The organism is Herbaspirillum sp. NPDC101397, from assembly GCF_044767325.1.
Taxonomy (GTDB): domain Bacteria; phylum Pseudomonadota; class Gammaproteobacteria; order Burkholderiales; family Burkholderiaceae_D; genus Herbaspirillum.
In genome coordinates, this window is sequence record NZ_JBIWNS010000002.1 from 195,801 (window position 1) to 207,466 (window position 11,666).

Annotated in this window: 13 protein-coding genes; 4 read left to right on the top strand and 9 right to left on the bottom strand. The window is 59.5% G+C overall.

Going from position 1 to position 11,666, the window contains the following annotated elements:
• Positions 1-6: 6 nt before the first annotated feature.
• From ACIROW_RS05685 to ACIROW_RS05720, 8 genes are all read right to left on the bottom strand, one after another.
• Positions 7-621, bottom strand: coding sequence for a LysE family translocator (locus ACIROW_RS05685; protein ID WP_402272888.1), 615 nt, complete (start codon positions 619-621; stop codon positions 7-9).
• 6 nt (positions 622-627) lie between these two features.
• Positions 628-1,143 (bottom strand): Fe-S protein assembly co-chaperone HscB, encoded by a 516-nt coding sequence (hscB, locus tag ACIROW_RS05690; RefSeq protein WP_402272890.1) that lies wholly within the window; start codon positions 1,141-1,143, stop codon positions 628-630.
• A 207-nt stretch (positions 1,144-1,350) separates the two neighbouring features.
• Positions 1,351-1,674 (bottom strand): iron-sulfur cluster assembly protein IscA, encoded by a 324-nt coding sequence (gene iscA / locus ACIROW_RS05695; protein ID WP_016834034.1) that lies wholly within the window; start codon positions 1,672-1,674, stop codon positions 1,351-1,353.
• Between the two features lie 42 nt (positions 1,675-1,716).
• The gene (gene iscU / locus ACIROW_RS05700; RefSeq protein ID WP_016834035.1) at positions 1,717-2,121 is read right to left on the bottom strand and encodes a Fe-S cluster assembly scaffold IscU; all 405 of its coding nucleotides are present in this window, start codon (positions 2,119-2,121) and stop codon (positions 1,717-1,719) included.
• Between the two features lie 66 nt (positions 2,122-2,187).
• Complete coding sequence (locus tag ACIROW_RS05705; RefSeq protein ID WP_402272894.1) at positions 2,188-3,441, bottom strand: IscS subfamily cysteine desulfurase; 1,254 nt, start codon at positions 3,439-3,441, stop codon at positions 2,188-2,190.
• A 15-nt stretch (positions 3,442-3,456) separates the two neighbouring features.
• The gene (gene iscR, locus ACIROW_RS05710; RefSeq protein ID WP_402272896.1) at positions 3,457-3,960 is read right to left on the bottom strand and encodes a Fe-S cluster assembly transcriptional regulator IscR; all 504 of its coding nucleotides are present in this window, start codon (positions 3,958-3,960) and stop codon (positions 3,457-3,459) included.
• A gap of 201 nt (positions 3,961-4,161) precedes the next feature.
• A complete protein-coding gene (locus ACIROW_RS05715; protein ID WP_402272899.1) occupies positions 4,162-5,031 on the bottom strand; it encodes a hypothetical protein in 870 nt (289 codons plus the stop codon).
• Positions 5,032-5,122: 91 nt separating this feature from the next.
• Positions 5,123-5,320: a hypothetical protein gene (locus tag ACIROW_RS05720; protein ID WP_402272901.1), complete on the bottom strand. Its 198-nt coding sequence runs from the start codon at positions 5,318-5,320 to the stop codon at positions 5,123-5,125.
• Positions 5,321-5,572: 252 nt separating this feature from the next.
• On the opposite strand from ACIROW_RS05720, the gene ACIROW_RS05725 reads away from it, so the two are divergent.
• Complete coding sequence (locus ACIROW_RS05725) at positions 5,573-6,715, top strand: glycerate kinase (protein ID WP_402272903.1); 1,143 nt, start codon at positions 5,573-5,575, stop codon at positions 6,713-6,715.
• Positions 6,716-6,856: 141 nt separating this feature from the next.
• On the opposite strand, the gene ACIROW_RS05730 is transcribed toward ACIROW_RS05725, so the two are convergent.
• Positions 6,857-7,894: an LLM class flavin-dependent oxidoreductase gene (locus ACIROW_RS05730; protein WP_402272905.1), complete on the bottom strand. Its 1,038-nt coding sequence runs from the start codon at positions 7,892-7,894 to the stop codon at positions 6,857-6,859.
• Between the two features lie 482 nt (positions 7,895-8,376).
• Here ACIROW_RS05730 and ACIROW_RS05735 point away from each other — a divergent pair, with 482 nt between their 5' ends.
• The 3 genes from ACIROW_RS05735 to ACIROW_RS05745 are packed head-to-tail and all read left to right on the top strand — an operon-like array spanning position 8,377 to position 11,666.
• The gene (locus ACIROW_RS05735; RefSeq protein ID WP_402272908.1) at positions 8,377-9,285 is read left to right on the top strand and encodes an SLBB domain-containing protein; all 909 of its coding nucleotides are present in this window, start codon (positions 8,377-8,379) and stop codon (positions 9,283-9,285) included.
• Positions 9,286-9,305: 20 nt separating this feature from the next.
• Positions 9,306-10,688 carry a Wzz/FepE/Etk N-terminal domain-containing protein gene (locus ACIROW_RS05740; protein ID WP_402272910.1) on the top strand — a complete coding sequence of 461 codons (1,383 nt, stop codon included), beginning with the start codon at positions 9,306-9,308 and terminating at the stop codon, positions 10,686-10,688.
• 24 nt (positions 10,689-10,712) lie between these two features.
• A complete protein-coding gene (locus ACIROW_RS05745) occupies positions 10,713-11,666 on the top strand; it encodes a polysaccharide biosynthesis tyrosine autokinase (protein ID WP_402272912.1) in 954 nt (317 codons plus the stop codon).

Below are 11,666 nucleotides of genomic sequence, written 5' to 3' on the forward strand. Positions count from 1 at the left end.
GTCGATTTATTCCGGCAAGGCGATGCGGATACCGAGTCCCACAAACGCACAGCCGGCAAGCCTGTTCAAATAGAGAGCGGCACGCGCCTGACGCTGAAAATACGCGCCGACGATACCGGAGAAAAACGCAATCGCGCTGAAGATCGCCAGCGCCTGGAGAATGAAGACCACCGCCAGCAACAGCATCTGCCAGGCCACATGGCCGGCCTGCACGTTGACGAATTGCGGCAGGAAGGCGATGAAGAACAGCGTCACCTTGGGATTGAGGATATTGGCGATCACGCTCTGCCAGTAAATGCGCGACAGCCTGACCGGCGTCATCGTGGCGTCCAGCGACATCGATGCCGCCGACCGCAGGGTACGGATGCCGAGATACACCAGATACGCGGCGCCGGCATATTGCAAGGCGTGATAAGCGGCCGGATACGCCTTGATGATGGCCGCAAAACCCAGCACCGCCAGCAAGGTATGGAAAAACAATCCGGAAGAAAAGCCGAGTGCCGCCACGAATCCGGCCTTCTTGCCCTGCGCGATGCCGCGCGTGAGCACGTAAATATTGTCAGGCCCCGGCGCCAGGGTCAGCATCATCGCGGCGACAAGAAACAGGAACACGTCAGGCATGGCGCATCAACCTTCGATCAGGGCGAAAGCGTTACCGATCTCTTCGCCGAATTTTTCAAGGAACATCAATTGGCGCACGAGTTGTGCGGCGCCGGCAAAGTCGTCGGCGTCGAGCAGTGTTTCGATGCGGGCGACAGCATCTTTCTTGGCGCCGCGCAAGGCGCCGTCCAGTTGTTCCAGCGCATCGATGTTCTTGCCTGCACGCGCGTCGTCGAGTTCTTCGCGCCATTCCATCTGCTGCATCAGGAACGCGGTCGGCATGGCGGTGTTGGATTCGGTTTCGAGATCGACGCCATTGAGCTCGCACAGATACGTGGCGCGCTTGAGGGGATTTTTGAGGGTCTGGTATGCCTCGTTGGCGCGCGTGGCCCATTGCATGGCGACGCGCTTTTCAGCGCCGGTCGCATGCGCGAACTTGTCGGGATGGGCCTGGTTCTGCACCCCGTGATACGCCTTTTCCAACGCGGCCAGATCGACGGCAAAGCGTTGCGGTAATTGGAAAAGCGCGAAATGATTTTGCATACGTTGTGCAAACGGGGAGCGGATGGGTAAAAAATAAAAAGCCTGTTCGGACTTCAACAGGCTTGGCAGAACAACGCTTCAGAGGCTATCGCTACGACTATTCTGGCTAAGCACGAGACTACATTTGCACATCAATCCGCAGACCCAAGACGCCGCCGCATCGTGCGGCGTCTCAGCATGCAACGATCAATCCGGATCAGACTCAGATCAGATACGGAAGCTCTCACCGCAGCCGCACTCATCCTTCATGTTCGGATTCTGGAACTTGAAGCCTTCGTTGAGGCCTTCGCGGGCGAAGTCGAGTTCAGTACCGTCAATGTAAGGCAAGCTCTTGGGATCGACAAAAACGCGAATGCCGCGCGATTCGAACACCTGATCTTCGGGAGTTTCTTCGTCCACGTATTCCAGCTTGTAAGCCAGGCCGGAACAGCCTGTCGTGCGCACGCCAAGGCGCAGGCCGAGGCCTTTGCCGCGACGTTCCATATAGCGGCTGATGTGCTTTGCAGCTTTTTCAGTCAGTGTGATTGCCATGATGCTTGCCCTTCGCGTGCTTCTCGTTTGCTGCAACCTGAATTAGGCCGCAACCTTTTGTTCAACGCTGCCGTGCTTGGCCTTGTAATCTTGCACCGCCGCCTTGATGGCGTCTTCCGCCAGGATCGAGCAGTGGATCTTCACCGGCGGCAAGGCCAGTTCTTCGGCGATCTGGGTGTTCTTGATCGACAAAGCCTGATCCAGCGTCTTGCCCTTAACCCATTCGGTCACCAGGGACGAGGAAGCGATGGCCGAACCGCAGCCGTAGGTTTTGAACTTGGCGTCCAGGATCACGCCGTCGGCGCCGACCTTGATCTGCAACTTCATGACGTCGCCGCAAGCGGGCGCGCCGACCATACCTGTGCCTACGGTCTCGTCGCCCTTTTCGAAGGCGCCGACGTTACGTGGGTTTTCGTAGTGATCGAGTACTTTTTCCGAGTAAGACATTTTGATGCTCCTTGATGATGGTCGCCCCTGATATTCATATGGGGGCGGTTTTCATTTTCGCGATGTTTAGTGTGCAGCCCATTGGATCGTGCTGATGTCGATCCCGTCCTTGTACATATCCCACAGCGGCGACAGTTCGCGCAGCTTGCCGACCTTGCTCTTGATCAGGTCGATCGTGAAGTCGATGTCTTCTTCGGTCGTGAAACGGCCGATGGTGAAACGAATCGAGCTGTGCGCCAGTTCGTCGCTGCGGCCCAGGGCGCGCAGCACGTACGATGGCTCCAGGCTGGCCGAGGTGCAAGCCGAGCCGGACGACACCGCGATGTCCTTGATCGCCATGATCAGTGATTCGCCTTCGACGTAGTTGAAGCTGACGTTCAGGTTGTGCGGGACACGGTGTTCCATGTCGCCGTTGATGTAGGTTTCTTCGATCTCTTGCAGGCCCTTGGCCAGGCGATCGCGCATGGCGCGGATGTGGGCCAGTTCGGTGTCCATCTCTTCACGGGCGATACGGAAGGCTTCGCCCATACCGACGATCTGATGGGTCGCCAGCGTACCGGAACGCAGACCACGCTCGTGACCGCCACCATGGATCTGCGCTTCGATGCGCACGCGCGGCTTGCGGCGGACGTACAGCGCGCCGATGCCCTTGGGACCGTAAGTCTTGTGCGCCGAGAAGCTCATCAGGTCTACTTTCCAGTTTTCCAGATCGATCTTGACCTTGCCGGTTGCCTGCGCAGCGTCGCAATGGAAAATGATGCCCTTGGAGCGGCAGAATTCGCCGATTTCAGGCACAGGCTGGATCACGCCGATTTCATTGTTGACCAGCATGACCGAGATCAGGATGGTGTCGGGACGCACGGCGGCAGCGATCTGCTCGACGGTCACCAGACCATTGTCCTGCGGCTGCAGGTAAGTCGCTTCGAAACCCTGGCGCTCCAGTTCACGGAAGGTATCCAGCACAGCCTTGTGCTCGGTCTTGACCGTGATGATGTGCTTGCCCTTGGTCTTGTAGAACTGTGCCGCGCCCTTGATTGCCAGGTTGTTGCTTTCGGTTGCGCCGGAAGTCCAGATGATCTCGCGCGAATCAGCGTTGACCAGCTTGGCGACTTCTTCGCGTGCGTCTTCCACGGCCTTCTCTGCCGTCCAGCCGTACATGTGGCTGCGCGACGCAGGATTGCCGAACTGCTCGCGCAGATACGGAATCATCTTGTCCGCTACGCGCGGGTCGACCGGTGTAGTTGCCGAATAATCCAGGTAAATTGGAAAATGCGGTGCCTTGAGGGTGTCCAACAGGCTTTTTTCCAGAGGTGCGTTCATTTGTTCTAGCTCCAATCAAACCGCTGCGTGAGGGCGGTGCATGACAACCACGCTTTGTTCGGTACCGAGGGTTCTGTGTTCCGGATGCTTCTGTTCTTTGGTGTGCTGCTGATTGACCAGGTCCTGCAAGGAGACCGAGTCAAGATATTCGACCATTTTTTCATTGAGCGTCGACCACAGGTCGTGCGTCATGCAGCGGGTGCCGCCGGGATGCGTGACACTGTGGCAATTTTCCTTGCCGCCGCATTGGGTTGCATCCAAGGGTTCGTCGACCGCGATGATGATGTCGGCAACCGAGACGTCCGCTGCTTTGCGCGCCAGGTTATAGCCGCCGCCGGGTCCGCGCACGGACTCGACGATCTGATGACGCCGCAATTTGCCGAACAACTGCTCGAGATATGATAAAGAAATTTCCTGTCTCTCGCTGATGGCGGACAACGTGACGGGGCCATTGCCCTGGCGCAACGCCAGGTCAATCATTGCTGTCACCGCAAAACGGCCTTTAGTAGTTAATCGCATGAACTCTCGACTCCAGAACAGTTTTCAGTCCCACTCCCTGAATTCCCGAATATTTAGGTCAAGTATAACAAACTTGAGTAATCTTGTCAGGTACTGAAAAACGCCATTCCGCGCTATGGGCAAGCCGTATGAATTAAAAGGCGGGAAGACATGCGGGCAAAGGACTTTACCCGTACGAAAAGGTAGAAATATGGTGCAAAATCAGCCGAAGAATTCGCGTAGCAGGAAAGCCTGCAAGCCGGCATTGTCCTGCACCCTGGCAGACAAAGTGACGACCCTGCCCAGCCGTTGGGAGTCAAAGGTAAAGTCGCCGGTCACATTTTCGCGGATGAGCGAGATCATGCTGTCAACGATCGCCTTGTCCATATCGCCGTTCAAGCCGGCATCCACGGTGATGGTGCGCCGCGACTTGTTGCGCGCATCCTTGGTCCATCCGTAGAACAGATACTGAGAGATGCGCGGCCCCTTGCTGATGATCTCGAACATCCCGTTGCTCGGTCCGCGGGCCTTGCGTGCCTGAAAGTCGACGTTCGCCTGGGCAATCTCGTTGGCCGACGGGCCCTGCTCTGCGGCACGCGCAGCGGCATTCTCGCGCGCGGCTGAATCTTCGCTGGAGCGACGGCGTTCGCGTGCGGCGTTGAGCATGGTGGACATGTCCATTTCCGGCGGCGCCTGGGTGATGGCGGTCGGCGAATTGGAAAGGGGCAGTGCTTGCCGCGTCGGCGCAGCCGAACTTGGTTTGGCGCGCGCAATTTGTTTGGGCTGCGGAGTCGGCTTTTTGACGGGCTTGGCTTTTTGGGGCGGCTCAGGTTGTTTGACAGCCGGCTTCGGCGGGCTCTGGACGAACGTCACCTCAAGCGGCTCATTGGAAGAGCGTGCTTGTGGTTCGATTTTTTGCAGGCTGGGCCGCAAAACAAGAAACAGCAGCACGTGAATCAGAACCGACAGGCCGACGCCGACGATGGTCCTGTTGCGAGTGCGCGTTTTGGGGGAGGTTCGGGAAAGTGTCGTAAAAATCGCCATACCATGCAGCAACAACGAATAGCGTCCAATTTTTTCAGCGCTCATCATACCTGATGCGGCGCATCAGTCCGGATCAATGATGCGCCATGCTACTGCCTTGAATCTCGGAATGCAAACCGGCTAAACCTGAAAACCGACCTCAATGGCGCCAGTGCCCGCGACCACCCCAACCGCCGCGATAACCGCCGCCCCAGCCATAGCCGTAATACACCGAAGGGGCAGGAACAACATAGACCGGCGCCGGCTGGCCATATCCATAGTAAGGATTGGGATCATACGGAACCGCCACGCAGCCGCCCAGCATCAGCGCCGGGATGATCCATAGCAAACGTTTCATGATGCCCTCCTGCCGGGAATATTCCATACTCATGATGCTCCGCAGCCCGTCGGCACACCAGCGCCATTACCTTTTGTTACCTCGCGTACCTGCGGGAAACAGGGGCGCTTGCTTATATAATCTCTGCTGCCCGTCCGCCAGGATGGCTACCATAAAACAATAACCGATCATCCCAGGAGACACGCAAGCCCGCGCCGCAACCCGTCAGCACATCCGCCCGCCTTGCCGATCTTCTATTACCGAAAAGCTTTCATGACCACCGCTTCCGCTCCCGTCGTCGTCATTGCACCCGATTCCTTCAAAGGCTCGCTCAGCGCGCAGGAAGTCGCCGAAGCCATCGGCGCCGGCGTACGCGCCGCTGCACCCTCTGCAATCGTCCGCCTGTGCCCGATCGCCGATGGCGGCGAAGGCACGCTCGATGCGCTGCTACACGCCGGCGGCGAAGTCCGCCGACTGCAGGTACGCGGCGCTGCGGGCATATTGCGCGACGCCGCCGCCGGTATCCTCAGCGACGGCAGCGCCGTGATCGAATCCGCAGAAATCGTCGGCCTGACCGACCCCATCGGCACCGCAGTCACGGTCGAAAACCGCTCCACGCTCGGTATCGGCGATGCCCTGCTGACGCTGCTCGACGGCGGCGCGCGGCGCTTCCTGATCGCGCTGGGCGGCAGCAGCACCAACGACGGCGGCATCGGCATGCTGGTCGCGCTGGGCCTGAAGCTTTACGACGCCGACGGCAAGGAACTGGAGCCGGTACCGGCGCAGCTTGGAAGGCTCGCACGCGTGGACGTTGCCGGTCTCGATCCGCGGCTCAATGACATCCACATCGTCGCCATGTCCGACGTCGACAACCCGCTGTGCGGGGATGAGGGCGCAACCGCGATTTTCGGTCCGCAAAAAGGCGTGACGGCCGACCAGGTCAAACCCCTCGACGCCTTGCTCGGCCATTTCGCGACCCTGTTCGAACAAGCCAGCGGCCGCAGCGCAGCCAACTCGGCGGGAGCCGGTGCAGCGGGCGGTCTGGGCTATGCCTTGCTGATGCTCGGCGCCGAATTCCAGTCCGGTGCGCAAACCGTGGCGGATTACATCGGACTTGATGCGGCGTTGAAAGACGCCGATTGGCTGATCACCGGCGAAGGCCGCAGCGATGTCCAGACGCTGCATGGCAAAGCGCCGTTCATCGCCGCCCAACGCGCACGCCGGGCGGGCGTGCAGACTTCGCTGCTTTCCGGCGGCGTCGATCGCGCAGCCCTGGGGGAATTGCAGACCAGCTTCGCGGGGTGTTTCTCCATTACGTTCGGGCCGACAACGCTCGACAACGCCATCGCCAACGCCGCCGGGCTGCTCAAGGACAGCGCCGAACAGATGACGCGGTTATGGCTGTCCGGACGCTAATCGAAAGAAGAAAAGTTACTCACAAAAATTGGGGGTAACTTTGTGGATAACCTTGAGGAGTTCTTGCTATCCAATTGATTTTTAAAGAATTTATTGGATTGATAAAAGTGGATGCATTTTCGCGCGCCCCCTCTCCTTCCGTCAAACCAGAGCAAACTCCCCCGCAATCAGTTCATACGACCGCTTGCGCGCTTCATGGTCGTAAATGATGCTGACGATCATGATTTCATCCGCGCCGTAGGCCTGCGCCAGCGTCTCGATCTGCTCGCGCACCCGCGCCGGTGAACCGATCACGGCGCGGCGTCCCGACGGCAAGGTCGACGACGGCAGGTCATGTTCTTCAAAGAAACGCAACGCAGTCTCCACCGAAGGAATCTTGTCCAGACGACGGCCGCTGTGCATGTGGATCAGGCGCATGCCGTAACTGGTCGCCAGCAACTTCGCTTCTTCATCCGTTTCAGCGCAAATCACCTGCAAGGCCACGCCCTGGCGGGCTTGCGGCCAGTGCGGCGACGGCACGAAATCGCGCCGGTAACGCGCCGCCACGGTTTCACCTGCGGCCTGGATGAAGTCGGCAAACATATAAGGCATGCCCAGTTCGGCTGCCCAAACGCCACTCTGCGGCGAGGAGCCCAGCATCCACGGTTGAATCAGTTCGGGACTGCCCGGCATCGCCGGCAAACGCACGAACGGATGATCGGCCGGCAACTCACCCCACAAGTAGGCCAGCAACTCATTCAATTGTTCGGGGAAATCGTCCTGCGGGCGCTGGCGCCGGTCGCGCTGCAGCGCCGACGCTGTCAGTGAATCACTGCCGGGCGCCCGCCCCAGTCCGAGGTCGATGCGGTCCGGATAAAGTCCGCTCAGCATGCTGAAGGATTCCGCTACCTTGAGCGGACTGTAATGCGGCAGCATCACGCCGCCGCTGCCCACGCGCAAGCGCGATGTGGCTGCGGCAATCGGCCCGATCAGCACCTCCGGGCTGGCGCAGGCCAGCGATTGCGTGCCGTGGTGTTCGGCGACCCAATAGCGGTAATAGCCGAGACGGTCGGCCAACACGGCCAGGTCCAGCGAATTGCGGAGCGCCTGCGCGCTGCTCATGCCCTCGGAAACCGGGGCCTGGTCGAGCACGCTGATGCGCAAGGAGGACGAAGAAGAAATCGCGGTGGCAGCTGACATGGCGTAAAGGGCAAAAGACAATGCGCCAAGCATAGACGAAATCGCAGAAACGTTTTTTTGGAGCGCAATTCCGGCGGGACTGTCCAGGGACGCTCTTTGCGCTGCTACGCCAACCGTCCGGCACGTTATAAAGCTGCAACATTGAATTGATATCGCGCAATATCTATGCTTAACTGGCCCCACACCCGGAGTTGCAACGCCATATCGCTGCAATTGAAAGAACTTCCGTGCATCGGAACGATCCATCGGCAAAGATAAAAACAGGTAAAATTACCTCGCAGAAACATTTATTGCAATGAAGACTCAAATTGCAAAGATTTGTAGGCGCAATTAGAATTTTTTTGAAACCAGCCTGTTTTCGATTAATATGCACAGCTTAAGTTGTCATATTTACAAAACTTTTGCCTCTGATTCACGTTTATTGCCGGTGCATCCCTGTGCCGCACAAACAATCGTTTTGTAATCAGTCCCGGGAGTTCAGTTTGCGCCGATTCGTATTGTTCCTTGCCTCCATCCTTGCCCTCCTGACGAGCTTTTCCGCTCTCGCGCAGGTGCCCACCGATCCGACCAAGACCGGCGAACTGATGTCCGCGCCGCCCGGCACGTTGTCCACGCTGGCGCTTCCCTCCTCCACTGTGACGAATACCCGCGTCGGTTCCGGCGACGTGCTGCGCGTGACCGTGTTCGGCCAGCCAGACCTGTCGGCGGAAGTCGGCGTGAACGACAAAGGCTTCCTGACATTGCCGCTGATCGGCGGCATCGACGTCAACGGCTTGACCACCAGCGAAATCTCGGCCAAGGTCGCGAACGGCCTGCGCCAGGGCCAATATCTCAAGAATCCCGAAGTCTCCGTGGAAGTCGTCCAACTGCGCAGCCAGATGGTGTCGGTGCTGGGCGAAGTCAGCCGTCCGGGCCGCTATCCGATTCCCGGCCACATGAGCGTGCTGGAGTTGCTGGCCACCGCCGGCGGCCTCACCGTGCAGGCCGACCAGACCGTGACGCTGCTGCGCAGGAAAGGCGATAAAGCGGGCGACAAATCCACCACCGGCGAAAGCGACGTCCGTATTCCCATCCTGCTGGGCGAAACCAGCGCCACCGAACGCACGCCGCTGGACGTCGAGCTCAATGCCGGCGACGTCGTCTACGTCAACAAGAAAAAACTCTTCTACATCCACGGCGAAGTCAATCGCCCGGGTTCCTACCCGATGGAACAGGACATGAACGTCATGCGCGCGATTTCACTGGGTGGCGGCATGACGCAGCGCGCATCGCAACGCCGGATCTATATCAATAGGGAAATGCCTGAAAAGGGTGTGCAGGAAATCAAGGCAAAATTGACGGATCCGGTATTGCCCGGCGATGTCGTGTACGTCAATGAAAGTCTATTCTGAATAAACATCAAGGCTATAGCGTGAATCTTCAGGCTCCTGAAACCGGCTTATCGTCCAAACAGCTGGCGTCGATGATCTCGGCGCGGCGCGGCACCATTTTCAAAACGCTGATGGCGACCATGGCGGTCACTATCGTCGTCACCCTGTTGCTGCCGAAGACGTACACGGCGTCGTCCGACGTGTTCCTCGACTACAAGGGCAACGACCCGATCAACGGCCGCCTGTTCTCGCCGATGATGGACGAGAGCTACATGCAGACCCAGCTCGACATGATCAAGAGCCAGGCCGTGGCCGAGAAAGTCATCGACGCGCTGGATCTGGAACGCACCGCCGCTTATCGCGAATCGGTCGAACGCCAGGGCGAAGCGCGCGCCCATTCGCAACTGGTCAAGCGCATCAACGACCAGACCCTGGTGGTCACGCGCCGTTCCAGCCGCGTGATTGAAGTCGAATACGCGGCCGGTGCGCCGGAGCAGGCGCGCGACCTGGCCAATGCCGTGGTGCGTGCCTATATCGATCTCAATCAGCAGATTTCCTCAGCCTCGGCGCGTGCGCGCCGCGAGCAGTACAACGCCCAGCTTGAACACCTGCGCAAGGAAGCCGACTCGATCCAGGAGAAGCTGACCAAGTACCAGCAGGACGTCGGCATCCTCGATCCGAACGAGCGCAACGACTTGCAGTCGCGCCAGCTCGGCGACCTCATGACCTCTCTGATTGCGGTCCAGAATCAGCAGCAGGAAGCCCAGGCGCGCAAGAACGCCACCGACAGCCTGGTGCGCGGCGGCCTGCGCATCGACGAATTGCCTGAAGTTGCTCAGCGCCCCAACATCAACGACCTGAAATCCAAGCTCAGCGATGTCAACAAGCGCCTGTCCGACATCCAGGATGTGCTCGGTCCGCGCCATCCGAAGACACTGGCGCTGATCAGCGAACGCGACGACATCGCCACCCGCATCACGCGTGAAGCGCGCAGCTCGCTCGACGCGCAGCAAATCGATGCGCGCCGACTGGCCATGCAGGAAGAAGCGCTCAGGAAGGAAGTCGACAGCCAGCGCGACAAACTGCTGGAACAGAAAAAACATCGCGACACCATCACCTCCTACCAGCGCCAGCTCGACAGCGTCGAACGCGTCTACAACACCGCGCTGGCGAAGTACGATGAAATCCTGATGGCCAGCAACATCAACACCTTCGATCTGACCGTGCTGCGGGTGGCCGAAGTGCCGAGTTCGCACTCCAAGCCGCTGCTGTTGCAGAACATCGCCGCCAGCATCCTGGTAGGACTGGCGCTGGGCTTCTGCCTCGCCCTGCTGTATGAACTAGGTCAGCGCCGCGTACGGTGCGAAGACGACCTGGTGCGTGGCATCCATCTCCCGTTAATCGGCCATATCGGCATTCGCTAGGCCCCGACCCCGGCACCCATGACCATGGCAACAGAAAACTCCACACCAGCAAACGCGGGCACCGCCGACAAGATGGGCTCCCGCTTCGTCGAAGCGGGCCTGCTCACTCAAGAACAGGTGGCGCGCGTCGTCGAGCTGCAGAACTCCGCCAACATCCGCTTCGGCGAAGCCGCCGTGCGGCTGGGTCTGTTGACCGAGCAAAACGTGCAGACGGTGCTGTCCGAACAATTCAACTACGCCACCGCGCTGGTGCCGACCGACAGCCTCGACGATTCGCTCGACATCGCCCTGGCGCCGTTCGGCCTGGAGGCCGAAGCCATCCGTCAGATTCGCGCCGAACTGTCGATCCGCCTCAGCGACCAGGAAAAGATTTCGCTGGCCATCGTCAGCACCGCCGAAGGCGAAGGCAAGAGCTACCTGGCCGCGAGCCTGGCGCTGGCGTTCTCGCAAATGGGCAAGCGCACGTTGCTGATCGATGCCGACATGCGCTCGCCGCGACAGCATGAACTGTTCGGTCTCGAAAACAAGACTGGCCTGTCGACCATGCTGGCCGGACGCACCACCATTTCCGCCGGCGGCCTGGCCGAAGGTTTCCCGCACCTGCACATTCTCAATGCCGGTCCGAAGCCGCCAAACCCGCTTGAAATCCTGCTGCAACCCGCGCTGAGCAACCTGATGCGGCAGCTGGCCGACGACTTCGACGTTTTCATCGTCGACACGCCGGCGGCGCAGACGTCGTCCGATGCACAAACCATCTCCCAGCAAGTCGGCATGTGCCTGCTGGTAGCGCGCCAGCATCACTCGCGCCTCGACGACCTGCGCCAGACGCAGGCGCAGATGAAGACCGCCGGCGCCCAGATCATCGGCACGGTCTACAACGAATTCTCCGAACAGGATGCATTCGATCAGCTTGAGGGCAAGGGCAAAACACTATGGCGCCGTCTACGCAAATGGCTGAGCGGCCCGCTCCAGAAGTAG

What these genes read in the sequence shown, in the direction of transcription:
- ACIROW_RS05730 (WP_402272905.1), bottom strand. Translation starts at nt 7,894, where the DNA reads ATGTCAGCTGCCACCGCGATTTCTTCTTCGTCCTCCTTGCGCATCAGC.
- iscA (WP_016834034.1), bottom strand. Translation starts at nt 1,674, where the DNA reads ATGGCAATCACACTGACTGAAAAAGCTGCAAAGCACATCAGCCGCTAT.
- iscR (WP_402272896.1), bottom strand. Translation starts at nt 3,960, where the DNA reads ATGCGATTAACTACTAAAGGCCGTTTTGCGGTGACAGCAATGATTGAC.
- ACIROW_RS05745 (WP_402272912.1), top strand. Translation starts at nt 10,713, where the DNA reads ATGGCAACAGAAAACTCCACACCAGCAAACGCGGGCACCGCCGACAAG.
- ACIROW_RS05720 (WP_402272901.1), bottom strand. Translation starts at nt 5,320, where the DNA reads ATGAAACGTTTGCTATGGATCATCCCGGCGCTGATGCTGGGCGGCTGC.
- ACIROW_RS05725 (WP_402272903.1), top strand. Translation starts at nt 5,573, where the DNA reads ATGACCACCGCTTCCGCTCCCGTCGTCGTCATTGCACCCGATTCCTTC.
- ACIROW_RS05685 (WP_402272888.1), bottom strand. Translation starts at nt 621, where the DNA reads ATGCCTGACGTGTTCCTGTTTCTTGTCGCCGCGATGATGCTGACCCTG.
- hscB (WP_402272890.1), bottom strand. Translation starts at nt 1,143, where the DNA reads ATGCAAAATCATTTCGCGCTTTTCCAATTACCGCAACGCTTTGCCGTC.
- ACIROW_RS05705 (WP_402272894.1), bottom strand. Translation starts at nt 3,441, where the DNA reads ATGAACGCACCTCTGGAAAAAAGCCTGTTGGACACCCTCAAGGCACCG.
- ACIROW_RS05715 (WP_402272899.1), bottom strand. Translation starts at nt 5,031, where the DNA reads ATGATGAGCGCTGAAAAAATTGGACGCTATTCGTTGTTGCTGCATGGT.
- iscU (WP_016834035.1), bottom strand. Translation starts at nt 2,121, where the DNA reads ATGTCTTACTCGGAAAAAGTACTCGATCACTACGAAAACCCACGTAAC.